Consider the following 19,886-nt stretch of genomic DNA (forward strand, 5'->3'; position numbering starts at 1 on the left):
GGAGCAGGCTCCACCATCGGTCCGGGGGCGGGTACCGCTGTGCGCGAAGGGCTGCCGGGCGAGGATCGAACCCGTACCCCTTCCCTTCCTCATCCGGGAGTTCCCATGCGTTTCGTGCTCTGGCTGATGTTCGTGGCGAGCGTCCTCGTCAACGTCTACGTCAACACCTTCACCAGCCTGACCGGCGCCGGCCAGGTCGTCGCGAGCGTCTGCACGGGCGCGGCGGTGCTCGGCTCGGCGGTCGGCCTGTGGCTCACCCGCTCCCGCCGGGAGGCCTGACGCCGGGCTCCTCCGGGTCCGCGTCCCCGTCCGGGACCGAGCCCTGGTCCGAGTCCGAGTCCGGGTCCTGGTCCGCGTCCCCGTCCTCCGGCGGGGGTTGTCAGACGCCTGCCCCACAATGGAGGGCGTACCTGAGGAGGGGCAGACATGGCCGTATGGGACGACCTGGTCGGACAGACGCGCGTCGAGGAGCAGCTCTCCGCGGCCGCGCGGGACGCCGACGCGCTCGTGACCGCCCATGCCGCCGGCGGCCCCCCGCCCGAGGCCTCGAAGATGACCCACGCCTGGCTCTTCACCGGCCCGCCGGGGTCGGGACGGGCCACGGCGGCGCGGGCGTTCGCGGCCGCGCTCCAGTGCGTGAGCCCCGACCGCGCCCTCGGCGGCGCCCCGGGCTGCGGCTTCTGCGACGGCTGCCACACGACGCTCGTCGGCACCCACGCGGACGTCGAGATCGTCCGTACGGACCTGCTGTCCATCGGTGTGAAGGAGACCCGCGAGCTCGTCCGGCGGGCCCAGCTCTCACCGGCCGGCGGCCGCTGGCAGGTCATCGTCCTGGAGGACGCCGACCGGCTCACCGAGGGCGCGGGCAACGTGCTCCTGAAGGCCGTCGAGGAACCCGCGCCGCGCACGGTCTGGCTGCTCTGCGCGCCCTCCCTGGAGGACGTGCTGCCGACGATCCGCTCCCGCTGCCGCCACCTGACCCTGCGCACCCCGCCGGTGGAGGCGGTGGCCGACGTGCTCGTACGGCGCGACGGCGTCGAACCGGAGGTCGCGCAGGCCGCCGCCCGCGCCACCCAGGGCCACATCGACCGGGCCCGCAGGCTCGCCACCGACGAGCGGGCCCGCGCCCGCCGGTCCGTCGTCCTCAAGCTGCCGCTGCGGGTCGGGGACGTCGGCGGCTGTCTGAAGGCCGCCCAGGAGCTGGTGGACGCGGCGGCGGAGGACGCGAAGCAGGTCGCGGAGGAGGTCGACGTCAAGGAGACCGAGGAGCTGAAGGCCGCCCTCGGCGCGTCGCAGGGCGGGCGGATGCCGCGCGGCACGGCCGGGGCGATGAAGGAACTGGAGGAGCGGCAGAAGCGCCGCAGAACGCGAACCCAGCGCGACAGCCTGGACCTCGCCCTCACGGACCTGACCGGCTTCTACCGCGATGTGCTCGCGCTCCAGCTGCGCTCGCGCTCGCCCCTCGCCAACACGGACGTGCGGGACGCGGTCGAGGGCATCGCCCGCGACACCACCCCGGAGCGCACCCTGCGCCGCATCGAGGCGATCCTCGCCTGCCGCGAGGCCCTCGACCGGAACGTGGCGCCGCTGCTCGCGGTGGAGGCGATGACGATGGCGCTGCGGGGCTGACGGGACGGTGCCGGGGCCGACGCGACGGCGCCCCCGGGGGCCGACCCGATGCCCCTCTTCGCCCCCGGTCGGCCGGGAACGGCGATTGGACACGGTCCGTACCGGTCCGGATACGCTCCGGGGATGGACTCCAGGCGTTTGCTCCGTACCTCCGCCACGGCCCTCGCGGCCGCCGGGCTGATCCTCTCCGGCTGCTCGGGCGGAAGCGACGCGGCGGCGCCCCGCACCACGTCGGTGCTTCCGGCGGCCGCCCCCTCGTCCTCGCCCCAGGCGCTGGCGAAGTACTACGGGCAGAAGCTGAAGTGGCGGGACTGCGGAGTCGCCACCTTCCAGTGCGCCACCCTGCGCGCCCCGCTGGACTACGCGAAGCCGGACGCCGGGGACATCGACCTCGCCGTGTCCCGGGTCAGGGCGACCGGCCCCGGCAAGCGGCTCGGCTCGCTCCTGGTCAACCCCGGCGGCCCCGGCGGCTCGGCCGTCGGCTACCTCCAGGGGTACGCGGGCATCGGCTACCCCGCCCCGGTCCGCGCGCGCTACGACATGGTGGCCGTCGACCCGCGCGGAGTGGCCCGCAGCGAGCCCGTGGAATGCCTGACGGGCCCGCAGATGGACACGTACACCCAGGTCGACCAGACCCCCGACGACACGGCGGAGATCGACGCCCTCGGCGCGGCCTTCGAGGACTTCGCGGCCGGCTGCGAGAAGAAGTCGGGGAAGATCCTCCCGCACGTCTCGACGGTGGAGACGGCCCGCGACATGGACATCCTGCGGGCGGTGCTGGGCGACGAGAAGCTGAACTACGTGGGCGCGTCCTACGGCACCTTCCTCGGCGCCACCTACGCCGAACTGTTCCCGGCCCGGGCCGGCCGCCTCGTCCTCGACGGGGCGATGGACCCCTCGCTCCCGGCGCTGGACCTGAACCGCGACCAGACGGCCGGCTTCGAGACCTCCTTCCGCGCCTTCGCCGCCGACTGCGTCGGCAGGCCGGACTGCCCGCTCGGCACGGGGTCGGTGGAGGCGGCGGGCAAGGCGCTGAAGAAGTTCTTCGCCGACGTGGACGCCGAGCCCGTACCCACCGGCGAGAGCCGCCCGCTCGGCGAGTCGCTGGCGACCACCGGCGTGATCGCGGCGATGTACGACGAGGGCGCCTGGCCCCAGCTGCGCGAGGCCCTCACCCGGGCGATGGGCGGCGACGGCTCGGGCCTGCTCGCCCTCGCGGACAGCTACTACGAGCGCGAGGCGGACGGCACGTACGCCAACCTCATGTTCGCCAACGCCGCCGTGAACTGCCTCGACCTGCCGCCCGCCTACACCGGCCCCGCCGACGTCGAGAAGGCCGTCCCGTCCTTCGAGAAGGCCTCCCCGATCTTCGGCGAGGGCCTCGCCTGGGCCGCCCTCAACTGCACCTCCTGGCCGACCCCGGCCACCGGCCGCCCCCACCGCATCACCGCCGAGGGCGCCGCCCCGATCCTCGTCGTCGGCACCACCCGCGACCCGGCGACCCCGTACAAGTGGGCCGTCTCCCTCGCCGGCCAGCTCTCCTCCGGCACCCTCCTCACCTACGAGGGCGACGGCCACACGGCCTACGGCCGGGGCAGCGACTGCATCGACACGGCGATCAACACCTACCTCCTGGAAGGCACCCCGCCGAGCGAGGGAAAGCGCTGCTCATAGGCCCCTTCGGGGGGTGGTCGGAGCACTCCCCGAAACTGTGTAGACTTGGCGACGCTGCTGCACCCACCATGGGTTCGCGCGGCGCGCCGCCTTAGCTCAGTTGGCCAGAGCAACGCACTCGTAATGCGTAGGTCTCGGGTTCGAATCCCGAAGGCGGCTCGGAATCACCCCAGGACTCACTCGCCGTGACCTGGGGTTTTTTCATGCCCTGGGCGCGGGGAGCGAGCCCCTTCTCGGGGACTGGACTCCGAGGGCGGGGGCCGGGGCTTTCTGGGACGATCTTGTGGGTTTTCTTCGGTCCCAGGGGGAGCGGTATGGACGGCAGTGGTGTGGGCGGGGACGCGTTGGTGGTCACCGAGCGGACCCGGTTGCGGCGGATCCGGGAGCAGGGGAGTCATCGGCGGGACGATCTCGACGCCGTGCTCGCCGCCGGGTTCCTCTGTCATCTCGGGGTGGTCGTCGAGGGGGCGCCGATGGTCGTGCCCACCGCGTACGGCGTGGAGGACGGGCAGTTGTACCTGCACGGCTCCGTCGCCAGCCGCAGTCTCGTCCAGGCGCCCGACAGCACCGTCTGCGTCACCGTCACCCATGTCGACGGGCTCGTGCTCGCCCGTTCCGTCTTCGAGCACAGCGTCAACTACCGCTGCGCGATGATCTACGGCGTGCCCCGGCTCGTCACCGATCCGGACGAGAAGCTGCGGGGCCTCCGGGCGCTCACCGAGCAGAGCTCGCCGGGGCAGTGGGAGTACGTGCGGCAGCCCAACCGCAAGGAACTGGCCGCGACCGCGCTGCTCGCGCTCGATCTGACCGAGGCCTCCGTGAAGACCCGGATCGGTCCGCCGGACGACGGGGACTCCGAGGACGCGGCCCTCGGGCTGTGGGCCGGCGTGCTGCCCGTCGTCACCACCTTCGGTGAGCCCGTCAACGATCCGGTGCTTCCGGCGGACGTCCTTCCGCCCGCTCATGTCGCCTCTCGCGCGGGGCGCCCCCTGGGGGAGTGAGCCGGACGTCCAGCCGGCTCAGGTGCTCCTCGTCCGACAGCAGGTCGATCGCGGTGATCCGGCCCTCCAGGACCGTGAAGCCGAGGACGAGCCCCGGGTCCGCGAGCAGGCCGGCCGCCCCGTCCACCAGGGCCGGGCGGGCCGTGCTCGCCGGAGCGGCGACGGCCTCGGCCACCGGCCCCGGGCCGTGCGCCCCCGTCGCCGTGATCCCGCCGTCGGCCGCGTCCGTGCGCAGCACCACCTCCGGGTCGAGGAGCGCCCGCAGCGCGGCCGAGTCGCCGTCGCGTGCCGCCGTCAGGAAGGCCTCCACGACCTTCCGCTGGCGCGGCAGGTCCCGCTGCGGCATCTCCTCCGCCTCCCGCACCCGGTAGCGGGCCCGCGAGGCGAGCCGGCGGGCGACGGCCGGCGGGCGTTCCAGGACCGGGGCGATCTCCTCGTACGGCACGGAGAAGAGGTCGTGGAGGACGTACGCCACCCGCTCGGTGGGAGTCAGGCGGTTGAGGGCGGTGAAGAGCGTGCGTTCCTCGGGGGGCGGCGTCATGTATGCGTCGGCCGTCGCCGTGGGGTCCCAGGGGTCCCACGGGTCCCATGGGTGCGTGCGGTGTCTCTCCCGGGAGCGGAGTTCCGCCAGGCAGACGCGGGCCACCGCCGCCGTGGGATCGGCGGGGGCGGCTGGGGTGCCAGGGGTATCGGGACCGTCGGGATCGGCGGGGGCGCCAGGGGTATCGGGACCGGCGGGGGCGTCGGCCCCGTCCTCATGGCCGACCGGGCGCCGGCCGACCTCACCGGCGCCCGCCCGCCACGTCCTTCTCGCGGTCGCCACCGCCCCCTCCGCCTCCGTCCTCGTGCCGAGCAGGTGGTGGGCGATCTCCCTCAGGCGCGGCCCGTTCTCCTCGAAGGCGGCGTCCTCGTGCGCGTCCACGGGGGATGACCTCCGTCAGTCGCCGTGCCCGGTGCCTCCGCTGCCGAAGCCGCCGCTGGAGATCCCGCCCCACTTGCGCTTCTCCTCGGTCGGCGGGTCGGTCGACGTCTCCGTCCCCGATTCCTTCAGCTGGTACGGCATGAGCCGGTGCTCGCCGTCCGTCTGCGGCATCTCGGCCGGCTTGCGGTACTCGGACATCTCGCCGGGCAGCCGGTCCGTCTCCGGCCGGTGCGGCTGTTCGTCCGGCTTGGGGGTCCGGGATTCGCGGTCGCGGACCCGGAAGCCCAGCCAGACCGCCGCGATCAGTACGGCGACCAGTACGAGGCCGCCGATGACCTGCCCGAGGCCTGACTGCCAGACTCCTGCGGCCAGCGTCTGTGCTGTGCTGAGAGTGTTCATACTCCAGGATTACCCGTTTTGGCCCCCTTTGGACGCATCCGGCGAAGACACCTGAAGAATCTTGAAACATTCCCCGGCCCCCGTCGCGTCAATGAGGTGTACGACGACCACCCCACGTGACCGAGGGAAAGGAGGGGCATGAGAAAGACCCGCGCGGACCAGTTCCTGGAGTTCGCCTCCGCCCGCTCGGGGCACCTGTTCCGATCGGCATGCCTGCTGACCAGCGGCGACACCCATCTCGCCGAGGACCTCACACAGGAGACCCTCGGCCGGATGTACGCCCTCTGGGGCCGCATGGCACGGATCGACAACCCCGCCGCCTACGCCCAGACCGTCCTCGTCCGCACCTTCCTCAGTCATCAGCGGCGCCGCTCCGCGACCGAGCGTCCGCTGGGCGAACTGCCCGACCGCGTCCCCGACGGCGGCACGGACCCGGCGCTCAGGATCGCGCTGCTCGACGCGCTCGCCGGACTCGCGCCCAAGGACCGGGCGGTCGTGGTGCTGCGCTACTGGGAGGACCGCAGCATCGACGAGACCGCCCACGCCCTGCACGTCAGCTCCGCCGCGGTACGCACCCGATCGGTTCGGGCGCTCGCGAAGCTGCGGCAACGACTCGGCGGCAGCATCAGCGAGTTCGCGACCCGCTGACCCGCCGTCTTCGGGCCCCCGGCCGCGGAACCCCCCGGCCCGCGGCCCGCCGACCCACCCGCTTCGGGGCCCGTCGGCCCCGTTCCTTCCAGACTTCCGCCATCCATCGACCGGAGACGGTGAATTCGACATGCCCCAGAACGAAGGCCCCCAGCACGAGGGGTTCGAAGAGGAACTCGGCGCGGTCCTGCGCGGCACCGGCGACATCTTCGCCGCCGACGACCGGCGCGAGCTGGCCGAGGGCGGGATCCGGCGCGGCCGTCGCCGTCTGGTCCGCCGCCGGCTCGCCGTGACCGGCGGTGTCCTCGCCCTCGCCGCCGTCGGCATCGGCGGCGTCTACGGCGGCTCGCTGCTCGGCCCGGCCGCGTCCCCGGACAAGGCGTCCGTGGCCGCGCCCCCGCAGCCGAGCTCGGCCCACGGCTCCGCCGACTCCCCGAAGCGGCCGGGCGGCACCGCGGAGATCCCGGTGAAGGACATCGCCGCGGTCCTCAAGGCCCACAGCCCGCAGGGCACGTGGGACTTCGGCGACCTCAACGGCTCGGGCCAGGCCGTGGCCGGCGTCTTCGACGACGGGAACGGCAAGGCCGCCGTCAGTGTCGGCCTCTACCGCGCCTCCGGCAGCGGCGAGGCCGGCGAGGGCCGGGTCGCCTGCCCCGACGAGGTCGCCGTCCCCTTCGACGACTGCACGACCCAGAACCTGCCGAACGGCTCCCGCCTCATGATCCTCCAGGGGTACGAGTACCCCGACAAGCGCGAGGAGACCAAGAGCTGGCGCGCGGTCCTGCTCACCAAGGACGGCTTCCTCATCGACGCGAGCGAGTACAACGCAGCCGCCGAGAAGGGCGCCCCGATCAGCCGCCCGAACCCGCCGCTCACCCCGGCCCAGCTCAAGAGCCTCGTCACGACCGACGCCTGGGGCCCGCTGCTCGCGCAGCTGCCCACCCTCCCGAAGAAGCCGGGCGGCAACGGCAGGCCCGAGCAGCACCCCGAGCCCACCGGCACCGCCGTCCGGGACACCCTGCGTTCCCTCCTGCCCCAGGGCCTCACGGTGCGGAGCAAGGGCGGCGAGGACAGCCACGGCTACGTCGTCGTCGACGACGGCAAGGGGGCGAGCCTCGTCGGGGTCGACGTCCAGCCCGGCTCCCGCGCGCTGATCGCGGACCTCTTCGGCGGCGGGGACGTCGTCACGCTGCCCGACGGCCGTATGGTCCGGGCCACCCAGCAGCCCGGCGAGAAGGGTGGCGCCGGAGTCGTCTGGTGGAACGTCGACACCATCACCCCCGACGGCTTCCGGGTCGTCGTCTCCGGCTTCAACTCCCCGGCGCAGCACGAGGCCGCCACGCGCGCCGAGCCCGCGCTCACCATGGAGCAGCTGAAGACGATCGCGCTGAGCCAGAGGTGGCACACGCTGCCCATGACGAACGGGCCTCGCCGCCCCTGAGACGTGGCGGGGGGCCGGGGCCGGGGCAGCAGCCAGCTGCCCCGGCCCCGGCTCGCCGCCTACTTCGCGTCCGCGTACCGCTCCACCGTCGCCGTCGTGAACGGGAACCGCACCGGCGTCTCCCCGAACGCGATCCGGCCCGCCTCGTCCCCCGCCGCTCCGATCGCCGCCGTCACCGCCTCCGCCTCCTCCGCCGGACAGTGCACGATCACCTCGTCGTGCTGGAAGAACACCAGCTCCGCCCGCATCCCGGCGAGTGAGCGCCGCAGCGCCGCGAGCATCAGCAGCGCCCAGTCGGCCGCGCTGCCCTGCACCACGAAGTTACGGGTGAACCGGCCGCGCGCCCGCGCGTTCCCCGAGGCGTACCCGGGGGTGAACTCGGCCTCCGCCACCGCCGGTTCGCCGCCCTCCTGCGGCAGGCCCGCCTCCTCGTCCTCGCCCGCCCCCGCCGCCCGCGGGCTGGTCCGGCCCAGCCAGGTCCGTACGAGCCGGCCCTCCTCGCCCGCCTTCGCCGCCTCGTCGACATAGGCCACCGCGCGCGGGAAGCGCCGCCGCAGCGCCGCCAGGTTCTTCAGGCCGTCGCCGCTGGTCTGGCCGTAGATCGCGCCCAGGAGCGCGATCTTGGCGTGGTCGCGGTCGCCGGAGAAGGCCCGGTCCGAGAGCCGGGTGTACAGGTCGTCCGGGTGCCCCGCGACCTCCATCAGCCCCGGGTCCCGGGAGATCGCGGCGAGCACCCGCGGCTCCATCTGGTCGGCGTCCGCGACCACCAGCCGCCAGCCCGGGTCCGCGACCACCGCCCGCCGGATCACCTTCGGGATCTGCAGGGCCCCGCCGCCGTTGGTCGTCCAGCGCCCGCTGACCGTGCCCCCGGGCAGGTACTCAGGGCGGAACCGGCCGTCCCGCACCCAGTCCTGGAGCCACGACCAGCCGTGCGCCGTCCAGATCCGGTACAGCTTCTTGTAGGCGATCAGCGGCTCCACCGCCGGGTGGTCCACCTCCGCCAACTCCCAGCGCCGGGTGGACTTCAGCCGTACGCCCGCACCCGCGAAGGCCTTCACCACGTCCGCCGGCAGATCCGGCCGGACCCGGCGCCCGAAGGCCGCCGACACCTCGTCCGCGAGCTCGGCGAGCCGGCGCGGCTCGCCCCCGCCCGCGTACCGCTCGCCCAGCAGCTCCGTCAGCAGGTCCCGGTGGACGTCCGCCCGCCACGGCAGCCCGGCCCGGTGCATCTCGGCCGCCACCAGCATCCCCGCCGACTCGGCCGCCGTGAGCAGGCGCATCCGGCCGGGGTACTCCGCCCGGTCGTGCCGGCGCAGCTGCTCCGCGTAGACCGCGAGGAGCCCGTCGAACGGTACGGACACCGTCGGGCGCGGTTCGAACAGCGAGTCCTGCGACCCGGGCTCGGCACCGCGCTGCGGCGGATCGGGCGGTACGGGAGCGTCCCGCAGGCGCGCCCAGGCCGCCGCCGCCGAGCGGGGCTCGCCGAGCCGCCCCTCGTGGCCCAGGAGCAGCTGCTCGGCGTCCTCGATGTCGTAACAGCGCTCGACGCGCACCCCGGCGGCGAGGAGCCGGGGGTACACCTCGGCCGTCGACCGCCACACCCAGCGGGCCACCTCGGGCCTGTCCCGTACGGCCGCCACCAAGTCCGGCTCGCGCCGGACCGCCCCGGCGGGCAGCCCGCCGGGGCCGAGGGGGACGAGCAGTGCCCCGTCCCCCTCCGCCTCGGCGGCCAGCGCCCACCTCTCGCTCATGGGTGCGAGTCTGGCACCCGGCACTGACAGCGGGCCGGAGGCGGGGCGGGGACCGGGCGGGGCCGGGGCCACGCGCACGCGTGCGCGCCGGGCGGCCGGCCGCTACGCCGCCGCGTGGAACAGCGCCGCCGCCTCGCCCCGGGAGTCGACGCCCAGCTTGTTCAGGATGTTCGCGACGTGGAACTTCACCGTCGACTCGCTGATGTGCAGCTCCTCCGCGATCCGCCGGTTGCGGTGGCCGAGGGCCAGATGACGCAGGACCTCCACCTCCCGCTCGCCGAGCCCGGTCAGCGGGTGCGCGGCCTCGACCGGCGCGGCCGGTGCCGCCAGCGGGATCACGGCCGTGATCGTCGTGCCCCAGCCGGCCACCGCGTCGATGTCGAGCCGCCCGCCGAGCACGTCGAGCCGGTCCCGGATCGTGCCCGCCCCCAGGTCGCAGGGGGCGAGGGCGCCCGCGCCGTCGTCCCGTACCGAGGCGCGGAGCTCGTGCTCGGTGAGCTGCCAGCCGACGTGGATCCGCCGTACCGAGTCCTGTTCGAGCACGATGAGGAGGAGGGAGCGGACGATCGCCCGCGCGCTGTGCGCCACGTCCGCCGCGAGCGAGCGCGCCGAGTCCGGGGCGCCCAGGTCGAGGCGGACCCTGCTGTGCCGGAGCATCGGCCGCAGCTCGCCGGCCAGCCGCTCGAAGGCGTCCTCGGCGGGCTCCTCCGCGAGGGCCCGGTCCCGGCGCTGCTCCGCCCGCATCTCGATCAGCGCCGAGGCGGCCAGGTCGGTCGCGGTGGCCCGGGCCGTGGTGTCGTCCAGGGCACGGCTGCGCAGCACCCCGAGGACTCCGGAGAGCGCCGCCGTGTGCGAGGCGGTCAGTTCCGCGATCACCCGGGCCCGGGTGTCGGCCGCCGCCCGCGAGCGGGCGAGCGCCCCCGGCACCGCCTCCGTCGCGAACCGGTCGAAGTGCCCGGACACCAGGTCCCACAGGGCCTGCGCGACACCCAGTTCGGCCTCGCCCGCCGGGGCGGCGCCGTCCTCCCGCACGAGCACCAGGACCGCCCCGCGCCGGGTCGCCTCGCTGGTGACGGCGACGACCTCGCGCGTCCGGCCGCCGATCGTCGCCGGACCCTGCCAGGGGCTCCCGGGCACGCCGGCCGCGAGGAGCGGCGCGAGTTCGGCGGAAGTGAGCAGCGCCGTACCGCCGAGCGCCTTGAAGGGGGAGTGGGCGCAGTGGGTGGAGAGTTCGGCCGCGTCGACGTGCGGGATCAGGGGGCCGAGGGCGGCCGAGACCTTGGGGAGGATCGCGCCGAGCGGCTGCCGGATGATCTCGTACGCGGTGGTCAGGGTGAGCGCGTCCATGCGGCCAGCGTACGGGCCAACGGGCGGGCGGCGGCCGGTCTTTCGGACAGGTGGGACTGGCCGTTGGGAGGGCGGGGAGCGGGGTGCCGAGGACGCAGGCTTGGGGACGTCGGAGAGCGGAAGCGACGACGGGGACGCCGGAAGGCGGAAGCGGCGGCGTGGCGCCGAAGGGCGGACGCCTCGGACAAAGGGAAGCGACGGCGTGACCGCCGAGGGGCGGGTGCGTCGCAACGGGGAACTGTGGAGGCTGAGATGGAAGCGGTCGTGTACGAGGAGTTCGGCGGTCCCGAGGTGCTGCGCCACACGACGGGCGTCGCCGTGCCGCAGCCCGGCCCCGGCGAGGTGCGCGTCCGGGTCGCGGCCGTCGGCCTCAACCCGGTGGACTGGAAGCGCCGTTACGGCTGGGTCGAGGCGTTCTACCCGACGACCTTCCCGGCCGTCCCCGGCCTGGAGTTCGCCGGCACCGTCGACGAGGTCGGCGAGGGCGTGACCCATGTGGCCGTCGGCGACGAGGTCCTCGGCTGGACGAAGACCGGCGCGTACGCCGAGTACGCCCTCGCCGGGATCGTCGCCCCCAAGCCCGCCGGGCTCTCCTGGGAGGCGGCGGCGAGCCTGCCGGTCGCCGGCGAGACCGCGCAGCGCGTCCTGGACCTGATCGGCGTACGGGAGGGCGAGACGCTGTTCCTGCACGGCGCCGCGGGGGTCGTCGGCTCGGTGGCCGTCCAGCTCGCCGTCGCCGCCGGGATCACCGTCGTCGGCAGCGCGTCCGAGTCCAACCACGCCTACCTGCGCGAACTCGGCGCGATCCCGGTCGCGTACGGGGACGGGCTGGCCGACCGGGTCCGGGCCGCCGCCCCCGGTGGCGTCGACGCGGTCTTCGACGCCGCCGGCCACGGGGTGCTGCCGGTCGCCATCGAACTCCTCGGCGGGGACGCCGCCCCGAAGGAGCGGATCGCGACGATCGCGGACACGGAGGCGGAGCGGTACGGGATCGTCTTCTCGGGTGTCCTGGGCGACGAGGAGTCGGTACGGGCCGGGCTCGCGTCCCACGCCCGGCAGGCGGCCGAGGGCAGCCTGACGGTCCGGCTGGCCGAGGTGCTCCCCCTGAAGGAGGCCGCCCGGGCGCAGGAGTTGAGCGAGTCGGGGCACGTGCGGGGCAAGCTGGTCCTGATCCCGTGATCCTGTGAACCCGTGAACCCGTGAACCGGCCCGGGGGAGCGGCCGGGGTGAGAGGATCACCGCGCCGCCGGGCCGTGAGCGGCCCGGTCCCGCTCCGACCCCGGAAGGCGATGACGACGATGTACGCGATACCCCTCGGCGACGACGGCGCGGAGCTGCGCCCGCTCGAACCGTGGCAGGCCGATGAGTTCCTGGCCCACATGGACCGGGGCCGGGAGTTCATCGGCGCCCGCAACGGGCTCCCCGACGTGGTCACGGACCTGGAGTCCAGCCGGGCCTTCCTCCGCGCCTACGCGGAGAAGACAGCCGCCGACACCGGCCGCATCGACGGCATCTGGTCCGACGGGACCCTCGTCGGCGCGGTGATCCTCCGGACGCTCGACACCAAGGGCGGCCGGGCCGAGGCGGGCTGCTGGCTGGAGCCCGCGGGCGTCGGCAAGGGCCTGATCACCCGGGCGGCGCGGCTGCTCGTCGACTGGGCGATCGAGGTGCGCGGGATCCGCCGGGTGGAGTGGGTGGTGTCCTCCGACAACGAGCCCAGCATCGCGGTGGCCAGGCGCCTCGGCATGAGCAGGGACGGGGTCCTGAGGGAGAGCTACGAGTACCGGGGCCGGCTCCACGACCAGGAGGTCTGGTCGGTGCTCGCGGGGGAGTGGCGGAAGGCCAAGTCGGGGGAGTGAGGGCGGGGCTCGGGGCAGCCGTACCTCCGGGACCGGCTCCGGCATCCTGTGCCACACCCGCGTGTCCCCGCGTCCCCGCCCCGTCCGTCTCCACGCGCACGCGTGGACGCGGCCCCGCCGCCGGGGGCGATCCGGCGCGACGCCGCCGTACGTCCGGGCGGGGCGGTGACCCGGCTCCGACCCCGGTCACCGCCCCGTCCGTCCCACCATCGCCGCTCAGCGCGTCATGCGCCACGCGGGGAGGGCCGACGCGGCGACCGCGACCGTCGCGCAGGTGCCCGCCGCCGCGCCGACCGTCGTCCACGGCACGGCCAGGGCCACCGGGGCCGAGAGGGCGGCGAGGCCCGCTCCCAGGACGCCCAGGGCGAGGGCCGTGACCAGCAGGCCGAGCAGCGTGCCGATCGCGACGGCGAGCGCCGCCTCCCCCGTCACCACCCGCAGGATCTGGGCCCGGGTGGCACCGGCCAGCCGCAGCGAGGCCAGTTCCCCGCCGCGTACGGAGGTCGCCATGAGCAGGGTGTTGGCGAGGCCGATGACCGTGTAGACGAGGGCGATCCCCAGGACCAGGACCAGGCCGAGCCGGGTCTGCGGGCTGCCGCTCGCCGGGCGTTCGGCGTCGGCCCAAGCGTCGGCGGTCCTGACGGTGCCGCCGCTGCCTTCGAGGGCCCGCACCGCGGCCGTACCGCCGCCCCGCGCCTCGATCCGGTCGAGGGCGGAACCGGGGGCGTTCGCCGGGGTGACGTACGGCCCGTTGTCGCCGGTCCCGAGGGCGAGGACGGCCGCGACCCGGAGCCGCACCGGACCGGTCCCGTCCGCGCGCCAGACCTCGACGGACTCGCCGACCCGGTGCCGTTCGAACTCCTCGTTGACGACGATCGACCGGTCGTCGAGGTCCCTCAGGTCCCCGGCGACCACGGGCAGCCGGGCCAGCGCGGCGAAGGCCGCCGGGTCGCCGACCGCCCGCGCCCCGTACTTCACGACGGCCTCCGCCCCGTCCCGTACGAAGACGGAGGTGGCGCCGGTCGGGGACACGACGGCCCCGGGCGGGGCCGTCACCGGCCGCAGCTCCGTGCCGGCCGCGACGTACTCGGCGGCCGTCCCCTCCCGCGCCTCGACGCCCTTCGCGCGCGTGACGCTCGTCGCGGAGCCGAACAGCGTCCCCGCCAGCGCCACGGTCACGAGGACGGGCGCGGCGACGGCGGCGGTACGGCGTACGGACGCGGCGCTGTTCTCCCGCACCAGCGTCCCCACGGCGCCCCGGGCCCGCAGCAGCCGCGCCACCGGCCCGACGAGCAGCGGCGAGAGCAGGGCGACACCGGTGATCAGGAGCATCGGGAGGGTCGTGTACGTCTTCCGCTTGAGCAGCGCGCCCGGGTCCGTGGCGTACGTCCAGGCCAGCAGCCCGAGCCCGGCCAGGAGCAGGGCCGTACCCAGGACGGCCCGGCCGGCGGGAAGGGTGTCGGCGTCCACGTCGGCTTCGCGGAGCGCCGCCGTCGGGCCGACCTTCCCGGCGCGCCGGGAAGCGGCGGCGGCCCCGGCGAGGGCGACGGTCACCCCCGTCCAGAAGGCGGTGTGGAAGGGCCAGGCCGCCCCGCCGACGGCGAACCACTCGGGGGCGAGACCGCGCGCGACGAGGGTCCTGGCGAGCAGGGGCGCGCCCAGGGCGCCCAGCGCGCACCCGGCGGCGGAGGCGAGCACGCCGAGCACGGCGGCCTCGGCGAGCAGCAGGCGGCGGACCTGCCCGGGGGTGGCGCCCGCGGTGCGGAGCAGCCCGAACTCGCGGCGGCGCAGGGCCGCGGCGAACGCGAAGGTGGAGGCGACGACGAAGACGGAGACGAAGGCGGTGACGCCGCCGGAGGTGCCGAGGAGGGCGTTGAGGGCGACGAGCGCCCGGGCGTCCCGCTCGGGGTCGGGGTCGGCGCGCCGGCGGTCGTCGCCGGTGAGGACCTGGGCGCGGTCGCCGACGAGGGCGCGGACGTCGGCGGCGGGGGCGTCGACACCGACGGCGTCGGGGCCGCCCGAGGCGGTGACCGTCCAGTGGGCGCGGAGTTCGCGGAGCAGTTCTCTGTCCACAGGCTGTGGACGGTCGAGCCGCTGTGCCACGGAGACGGTGTCGGGCCCGCGCCGCACGTCGAGCGTCAGCCGGTCCTGGCCCCGTACGACCACGGGCGAGGAGGCGAACCGCTCGGGAGGACGCTCGGGCGCGTGAAAGGTGGCGGAGAGGCCGAGCCCCATGGTGGCGAGCAGCCCGACGCCGAGGGCGAGGGCGAGGAAACCACCGAGGAAGGAGGCCCAGCGGGCCCGGAGACCGGAGAGGACGACGGTCAGCACGCGGGGCCTCCGGCGGGGGTGGTGGGGTTTCCGGCGAGGGTGGCCGGGGTGGGTGAGACCCATGGGGCGCCCGGTCCGGTCACCGGTCCGGTCCCCGGTCCCGTCACCGCCGCCGTCGTCTCCAGCGCCGTCATCCTGCCCGTGACCGACTCCACCGTCGGGGACGTCAGTTCGCCCGCCACGCGGCCGTCGGCCAGGAAGACCACCCGGTCCGCGCGGGCCGCCGCCACCGGGTCGTGGGTGACCATGACGATCGTCCGGCCGTCCCGGTCGACCAGCTCCCGCAGCATGTCGAGCACCTCGCGGCTCGTCGTCGAGTCGAGCGCACCGGTCGGCTCGTCGCCGAAGAGGACGGCCGGGCCGGTGATCAACGCGCGGGCGATGGCGACCCGTTGCTGCTGCCCGCCGGAGAGTTCGCCGGGCCGGTGCCGCTCCCGCCCCGCGAGCCCGACGCGCGCCAGCGCCTCCCGCACCTCCGTACGGGAAGGGCGGCGGCCGGCGAGCCGCAGGGGCAGGGCCACGTTCTGGGCGGCGGTCAGGGCGGGCAGCAGGTTGAAGGACTGGAAGACGAAGCCGATCCGGTCCCGCCGCAGCAGGGCCAGCCGCCGTTCGCTCAGCCCCTCCAGGGCGACGCCGTCGACCTCCACCCGCCCGGCGGTGGGCCGGTCGAGTCCGGCCGCGCACTGGAGCAGCGTGGACTTGCCGGAGCCCGAGGGGCCCATGACGGCGGTGAAGGTCCCGGTGGCGAAGTCGAGGTCGACGCCGTCGAGGGCACGGACCTCCCGGTGGTGGCGGGTCAGCCCGCGGAGCCGTACGGCGGTGGTGCCCGCGGAGGGGGAGGTGCCCGCGGAGGGGGCGGTCGGGGCGGTCGGAGCCGTCGTCGAGGTCATGCCTCAAGCGAACCGTTTCCGCCGCCCCCGATCACGACCACTGGCGGGCGTCCGGGGGGTATGCCTGGCCCTACCTCTCCCGTACGGCCCGCGCGAACCCTCCCGCGGCGGCGGGCCGGGACACGGCGGCTGAGACCATCGTGGGGACCGGGAAGACCGAAGAAGCACAGAGAAGACCGGGGACTGCGCGGAGCGGGCGCGCGAGGAACGGGACACGAGGACGGCGTGAGCACCAGCACCACCATCGACAAGGCCTTCGAGGCGCTGTACGCGAGCGACGACGGCTCGCTCGACACGGCCGCGTCGCTGCTGGCCGCCGACCCGGGGGCCGACGCGGAACTGGTGCGGCGCGGGGAGGCGTTCGTACGGACGCTGTGGGAGCGCGGCTGGCAGCCCGCGGACGTCGTACGCCTCGCGCGCCGCGACCTGGCGGACGAGCACCTCCGGGCCCTCGCCGCCCTGATCAGGACCGAGACGGCCCGCTACGAGCGGCTGCCGCACCGCTGGCGGCCGCAGCTCGACGAACTCGACGAGCAGGCCTTCGCTCCCGGGCGGCCGACGGACCGCTTCTCGTACGCCACGACCGTCCTGGAGCTGTACCGGCTCCTGGTCCGGCTCCCGCGCCTCGACGCGGTCGGCCCCGTGCCGGGGGAGTCGCTGCCGCCGGCCGCCGCCGGGGAGCCGCGGATGCTCACCCGGATCAGGGCGCTGCTCGCGAAGGCGGAGGCGACCGGCTACCCGGAGGAGGCCGAGGCGCTCACGGCCAAGGCCCAGGAACTCATGGCGCGGCACAGCCTCGACGAGGCGACGCTCGCGGCGGGCGCCCCGTCGCCGGAGACGCCGGGCGCGATCCGGATCGGCGTGGAGCCGCCGTACGAACAGGCCAAGGCGATCCTGCTCGACGCGGTGGCGACGGCGAACCACTGCCGGGCCGTGTGGAACGAGGCGTACGGCTTCTCGACGGTCGTCGGCTTCGAGGCGGACCTCGACCCGGTGGAACTGCTCCACACCTCGCTGCTCGTGCAGGGGACGTCGGCGATGACGCGGGCGGAGGCGGAGCAGCGGGCCGGCGGACGCAAGCGCACGAAGTCCTTCCGGCAGTCCTTCCTGCTGGCGTACGCGAACCGGCTCGGCACCCGTCTCGCGGCCACCTCCCGCCGGGTCGCGGCCGAGGCCCCGACGCTCCTCCCGGCCCTCGCCTCCCGGGACCTGGCCGTCACCACCCGCACGGACGAACTGTTCCCCGAGACGCGGACGGCCCGGGTCCGCGCGGCCTGGGACGAGGAGGGCTGGACGCACGGGGCGTCGGCGGCGGACCGGGCGGGCCTGCATCCGGGGCGGAAGGGGGTACGGGGAGCGGAGTAGCCTCCCCTTCCCCTCCCTCTCCCATGGGTGAAATGCCCGGTTCGGGGTAGATCGCGGATACGCTCGGGCCATGAGCTGGCTCCGGGCGTTGAGGGAGACCGCCCGTTCCGGACTCACCGTCGAACGGCGGCGGCTCGAACCCGTCATCGCCGCCCGCGCGGCGCTCGGGCTCGCCCTGGTCGTCGGCTTCTCGCTCGCCTTCTTCGGGCCCGCCGTCGCCGCCTCCTCCGCCTTCGGAGCCTTCCAGGCGGCCATCGCCACCTTCCAGCGCTCCTGGCGCCCCCGCCCCACCCTCGCCCTCGCCTCCGGCGCCAGCCTCGCCGTGTCGACCTTCCTCGGCTACGTCACCGGCGCCCACGAGGTCCTCTTCCTCGCCCTCCTGCTGCTCTGGACGTTCCTCTCGGGGATGATCTGGGCGGCGGGGCCCACCGTCGGCATCATCGCCTCCTCCAACGTGGCGATCATGCTGGTCACGGTCACCCTGCCCACCTCGGTCGCCGCGGCCGCCGGCCACGCCGCCATGATCTTCGCGGGCGGTGTCGTCCAGGCCGCCCTGGTCGTCCTGCTCCCCGTCCGCCGCTGGGGCGCCCAGCGCGACGCCCTCGCGGACGCGCTCGCCGCCGAGGCGGACTACGCCCGGCGCCTCCGCCACGACCCGGTCGCGCCCTTCGACCCGGTACCGCTGATGACGGCCCGCAGCGCCGCCGCCGTGACGCCCGGCCAGGCCCGCCGCCGCCCGGCGGAACTCCACGGGGCGCGCGGCCTGGCCGAACGCATCCGCCCGGTCCTCGCCTCGCTCGCCGACCCGGCGGTGGGGGTCCCGGAGGAAGGGCCGGAACGCGCGCGCGTGCGTGAGCTGCTCGCCGCGACGGGCGCCGTCCTGGACGCCGCCGCGCACGCGATCCGGCACGGCGACCCGGTCGACCTCCCGTGGGCCGCCGCCGCCGTCCTCCGCACCCCGGAGACAAGCGAGATCCTCACCGGCCCGTCCCGCCGCGCGGCCGCCCGCCTCGCCGCGCTGCTCGGCGACGTGGTGGAGACGGCGGATCCGAGGACGGAGACCTCGGGCACGACGGCGGACGCGTCGGGCACGGAGGCGACGGCCGCCGTCTCCCCGCACGCCCCCGCCCACACCGCCCGCAAACGGCCCACCCTCGTCCGTCTCACTCCCGTGGTCGCCGCCGAGGTCCGCGCCGAGCTGCGCCGCGACTCCCCGATCCTGCGCCACGCGATCCGGGTCTCGGCGGTCACCGCCACCGGCTACCTCCTGGGCGCGGTGCTGCCCTTCGGGCACGGCTACTGGGCGCCGATGGCCTCGGTGATGGTGATGCGCCCGGACTTCACGCAGACGTACGCGCGCTCGGTGGCGCGCTTCGGCGGCACCCTGGTCGGCGTCGCGCTGGCGACGGCGGTGGTGCAGTCGGCGCACCCGGACGTGTACCTGTCGGCCGTACTCGCGGTGCTGTGCGCCTTCGCGATGTACCTGCTGATGCGCACCGGGTACGCGGCGGGGCAGGTCTTCGTCTCCGCGTACGTCGTCTTCCTGCTCGGCATGGAGGGCGCCGGGCTGACGCAGACCGTACGGGACCGGGTGACGCTGACCCTGCTCGGCGGGGTCCTCGCGATGCTGTCGTACGCCGTCTACCCGGCCTGGGAGACGCCCCGGCTGCGCGGCCGGCTCGCGGACTGGCTGGCCTCGGTCGGCCGGTACGCGGCGGCCGTCGTCGCGCGGTACGCCGACCCCGCGGGCACCGGCGGCCCCGACGTACGGCAGGCGCTCCTGGACACCCGGGCGGCCCGGGTCGCCTGGCAGGAGGCGGTGGAGCGGGCGACCCACGAGCCGGTACGGCACAGGGGGCTCTCGCACGCGGCGGTGGAGCAGGCCGACAACGCGCTCGCGGAGTTCGGGCGGGTGGCGATGCTCATGGAGGGGCACGTGCCGGAACGCGGGGCCCCGCCCGTACCCGCCGCGGCGGTCCTCGCGGAGGCCCTGCACCGGGCCACGGAGCGGGGCGCGAAGGAGGTGCGCGAGCGCAGGGAGCCGCACTGGGAGGACCTGCGCGAGACGGTCGAGGCCTGGTCGGCCGATCCGCCGGACCACTTCCTGCTCCACAAGGGCGCGGTGCTGCTCCTCGACGTCCTGGAGGAACTCACCACGGCGCTGACGGAGTCCCGGCGGCACTGACGGGTTCCAAGATCGGGAGCCGTAGGGTGACCCAGGTGGGGGCGGGTGCGGTCCCGTCTACCCGGCGGTAGCACGCTGAGTGGCGTAGCCGCTACGCCACCCCCCGTGCACGTGCATCTGCTCATGCATCGGCATATGAACACAGCTATGATCCGAGGAAGTTGACACCTGCACCAAGCAACTCGGGGAGCTACCAGTGCATCATGCGCATCACGCGTACAACGGCATGGCGGCCACGGAGCTGCGAGGCGTCGTGTGGCAGAAGAGCAGGCACAGCAACTCCCAGGGATCCTGCGTGGAGTTCGCCAAACTTCCGGGGGGAGACGTCGCCGTGCGCAACTCGCGCCACCCCGACGGCCCCGCGCTCGTCTACACGCCGGCGGAGATAGAGGCGCTCCTGCTCGGCGTGAAGGACGGGGAGTTCGACCACCTGGTGTGAGGTCC

Annotated in this window: 17 protein-coding genes and 1 tRNA gene; 12 read left to right on the forward strand and 6 right to left on the reverse strand. The window is 75.1% G+C overall.

From position 1 onward, the window contains the following. The first annotated feature begins 105 nt into the window (after window positions 1-105). The 5 genes from ASD33_RS35915 to ASD33_RS33145 all read left to right on the forward strand — a co-directional run bounded on the left by ASD33_RS35915 (window position 106) and on the right by ASD33_RS33145 (window position 4,304). The gene (locus ASD33_RS35915) at window positions 106-279 is read left to right on the forward strand and encodes a hypothetical protein (protein WP_199863640.1); all 174 of its coding nucleotides are present in this window, start codon (window positions 106-108) and stop codon (window positions 277-279) included. Between the two features lie 147 nt (window positions 280-426). Next, a complete protein-coding gene (locus ASD33_RS33130; RefSeq protein ID WP_056569382.1) occupies window positions 427-1,629 on the forward strand; it encodes a DNA polymerase III subunit delta' in 1,203 nt (400 codons plus the stop codon). Between the two features lie 123 nt (window positions 1,630-1,752). Then, window positions 1,753-3,303: an alpha/beta hydrolase gene (locus ASD33_RS33135; protein WP_056569386.1), complete on the forward strand. Its 1,551-nt coding sequence runs from the start codon at window positions 1,753-1,755 to the stop codon at window positions 3,301-3,303. 85 nt (window positions 3,304-3,388) lie between these two features. Next, window positions 3,389-3,462 (forward strand) — tRNA-Thr (locus ASD33_RS33140). A gap of 155 nt (window positions 3,463-3,617) precedes the next feature. Further along, window positions 3,618-4,304 (forward strand): pyridoxamine 5'-phosphate oxidase family protein, encoded by a 687-nt coding sequence (locus ASD33_RS33145; RefSeq protein ID WP_056569389.1) that lies wholly within the window; start codon window positions 3,618-3,620, stop codon window positions 4,302-4,304. Here the strand turns inward: ASD33_RS33145 and ASD33_RS36875 are convergent. After that, window positions 4,225-5,226: a sigma factor-like helix-turn-helix DNA-binding protein gene (locus ASD33_RS36875; protein WP_056569394.1), complete on the reverse strand. Its 1,002-nt coding sequence runs from the start codon at window positions 5,224-5,226 to the stop codon at window positions 4,225-4,227. The two genes, ASD33_RS33145 and ASD33_RS36875, sit on opposite strands and share 80 nt — an antisense overlap. Before the next feature lie 15 nt (window positions 5,227-5,241). After that, a complete protein-coding gene (locus ASD33_RS33155; protein ID WP_056569398.1) occupies window positions 5,242-5,625 on the reverse strand; it encodes a DUF6479 family protein in 384 nt (127 codons plus the stop codon). Between the two features lie 138 nt (window positions 5,626-5,763). Here ASD33_RS33155 and ASD33_RS33160 point away from each other — a divergent pair, with 138 nt between their 5' ends. After that, on the forward strand, window positions 5,764-6,273 hold the full coding sequence (locus ASD33_RS33160) for a SigE family RNA polymerase sigma factor (protein WP_056569400.1): 510 nt from the start codon (window positions 5,764-5,766) through the stop codon (window positions 6,271-6,273). Between the two features lie 130 nt (window positions 6,274-6,403). Further along, window positions 6,404-7,714, forward strand: a complete 1,311-nt coding sequence (locus ASD33_RS33165; RefSeq protein ID WP_056569403.1) for a hypothetical protein — start codon at window positions 6,404-6,406, stop codon at window positions 7,712-7,714. A gap of 59 nt (window positions 7,715-7,773) precedes the next feature. Here ASD33_RS33165 and ASD33_RS33170 read toward each other — a convergent pair whose 3' ends face one another. Both ASD33_RS33170 and ASD33_RS33175 read right to left on the reverse strand, forming a co-directional pair. Then, on the reverse strand, window positions 7,774-9,465 hold the full coding sequence (locus tag ASD33_RS33170; RefSeq protein ID WP_056569407.1) for a bifunctional 3'-5' exonuclease/DNA polymerase: 1,692 nt from the start codon (window positions 9,463-9,465) through the stop codon (window positions 7,774-7,776). 102 nt (window positions 9,466-9,567) lie between these two features. After that, a complete protein-coding gene (locus ASD33_RS33175; protein WP_056569409.1) occupies window positions 9,568-10,812 on the reverse strand; it encodes a LuxR C-terminal-related transcriptional regulator in 1,245 nt (414 codons plus the stop codon). Between the two features lie 252 nt (window positions 10,813-11,064). Here ASD33_RS33175 and ASD33_RS33180 point away from each other — a divergent pair, with 252 nt between their 5' ends. Beyond that, window positions 11,065-11,991, forward strand: a complete 927-nt coding sequence (locus ASD33_RS33180) for an NADP-dependent oxidoreductase (RefSeq protein WP_056569412.1) — start codon at window positions 11,065-11,067, stop codon at window positions 11,989-11,991. Between the two features lie 119 nt (window positions 11,992-12,110). Beyond that, complete coding sequence (locus tag ASD33_RS33185; RefSeq protein ID WP_056569688.1) at window positions 12,111-12,671, forward strand: GNAT family protein; 561 nt, start codon at window positions 12,111-12,113, stop codon at window positions 12,669-12,671. Between the two features lie 216 nt (window positions 12,672-12,887). Here ASD33_RS33185 and ASD33_RS33190 read toward each other — a convergent pair whose 3' ends face one another. Both ASD33_RS33190 and ASD33_RS33195 read right to left on the reverse strand, forming a co-directional pair. Then, window positions 12,888-15,002, reverse strand: coding sequence for an ABC transporter permease (locus ASD33_RS33190; RefSeq protein WP_056569415.1), 2,115 nt, complete (start codon window positions 15,000-15,002; stop codon window positions 12,888-12,890). Beyond that, window positions 14,996-15,892, reverse strand: a complete 897-nt coding sequence (locus ASD33_RS33195) for an ABC transporter ATP-binding protein (RefSeq protein WP_056569418.1) — start codon at window positions 15,890-15,892, stop codon at window positions 14,996-14,998. The genes ASD33_RS33190 and ASD33_RS33195 overlap by 7 nt, the downstream gene beginning before the upstream one ends. 225 nt (window positions 15,893-16,117) lie before the next feature. On the opposite strand from ASD33_RS33195, the gene ASD33_RS33200 reads away from it, so the two are divergent. The 3 genes from ASD33_RS33200 (at window position 16,118) to ASD33_RS33210 (ending at window position 19,881) form a co-directional block, all read left to right on the forward strand. After that, entirely contained in the window at window positions 16,118-17,257 is a 1,140-nt protein-coding gene (locus ASD33_RS33200; protein ID WP_056569421.1) for a DUF2786 domain-containing protein, read from the forward strand. Window positions 17,258-17,327: 70 nt separating this feature from the next. Continuing rightward, window positions 17,328-19,442, forward strand: coding sequence for an FUSC family protein (locus tag ASD33_RS33205; RefSeq protein WP_056569423.1), 2,115 nt, complete (start codon window positions 17,328-17,330; stop codon window positions 19,440-19,442). A 226-nt stretch (window positions 19,443-19,668) separates the two neighbouring features. After that, window positions 19,669-19,881, forward strand: a complete 213-nt coding sequence (locus ASD33_RS33210; RefSeq protein ID WP_063992029.1) for a DUF397 domain-containing protein — start codon at window positions 19,669-19,671, stop codon at window positions 19,879-19,881. Window positions 19,882-19,886: the final 5 nt, after the last annotated feature.

Origin of the sequence: Streptomyces sp. Root1304, from assembly GCF_001426405.1 — a bacterium.
Taxonomy (GTDB): domain Bacteria; phylum Actinomycetota; class Actinomycetes; order Streptomycetales; family Streptomycetaceae; genus Streptomyces.

Excerpts from the sequence above, each read along its gene's own strand:
- ASD33_RS35915 (WP_199863640.1), top strand. The coding sequence starts at position 106 with ATGCGTTTCGTGCTCTGGCTGATGTTCGTGGCGAGCGTCCTCGTCAAC.
- ASD33_RS33130 (WP_056569382.1), top strand. The coding sequence starts at position 427 with ATGGCCGTATGGGACGACCTGGTCGGACAGACGCGCGTCGAGGAGCAG.
- ASD33_RS33135 (WP_056569386.1), top strand. The coding sequence starts at position 1,753 with ATGGACTCCAGGCGTTTGCTCCGTACCTCCGCCACGGCCCTCGCGGCC.
- ASD33_RS33145 (WP_056569389.1), top strand. The coding sequence starts at position 3,618 with ATGGACGGCAGTGGTGTGGGCGGGGACGCGTTGGTGGTCACCGAGCGG.
- ASD33_RS33155 (WP_056569398.1), bottom strand. The coding sequence starts at position 5,625 with ATGAACACTCTCAGCACAGCACAGACGCTGGCCGCAGGAGTCTGGCAG.
- ASD33_RS33160 (WP_056569400.1), top strand. The coding sequence starts at position 5,764 with ATGAGAAAGACCCGCGCGGACCAGTTCCTGGAGTTCGCCTCCGCCCGC.
- ASD33_RS33165 (WP_056569403.1), top strand. The coding sequence starts at position 6,404 with ATGCCCCAGAACGAAGGCCCCCAGCACGAGGGGTTCGAAGAGGAACTC.
- ASD33_RS33170 (WP_056569407.1), bottom strand. The coding sequence starts at position 9,465 with ATGAGCGAGAGGTGGGCGCTGGCCGCCGAGGCGGAGGGGGACGGGGCA.
- ASD33_RS33175 (WP_056569409.1), bottom strand. The coding sequence starts at position 10,812 with ATGGACGCGCTCACCCTGACCACCGCGTACGAGATCATCCGGCAGCCG.
- ASD33_RS33180 (WP_056569412.1), top strand. The coding sequence starts at position 11,065 with ATGGAAGCGGTCGTGTACGAGGAGTTCGGCGGTCCCGAGGTGCTGCGC.
- ASD33_RS33185 (WP_056569688.1), top strand. The coding sequence starts at position 12,111 with ATGTACGCGATACCCCTCGGCGACGACGGCGCGGAGCTGCGCCCGCTC.
- ASD33_RS33195 (WP_056569418.1), bottom strand. The coding sequence starts at position 15,892 with ATGACCTCGACGACGGCTCCGACCGCCCCGACCGCCCCCTCCGCGGGC.
- ASD33_RS33205 (WP_056569423.1), top strand. The coding sequence starts at position 17,328 with ATGAGCTGGCTCCGGGCGTTGAGGGAGACCGCCCGTTCCGGACTCACC.
- ASD33_RS33210 (WP_063992029.1), top strand. The coding sequence starts at position 19,669 with ATGGCGGCCACGGAGCTGCGAGGCGTCGTGTGGCAGAAGAGCAGGCAC.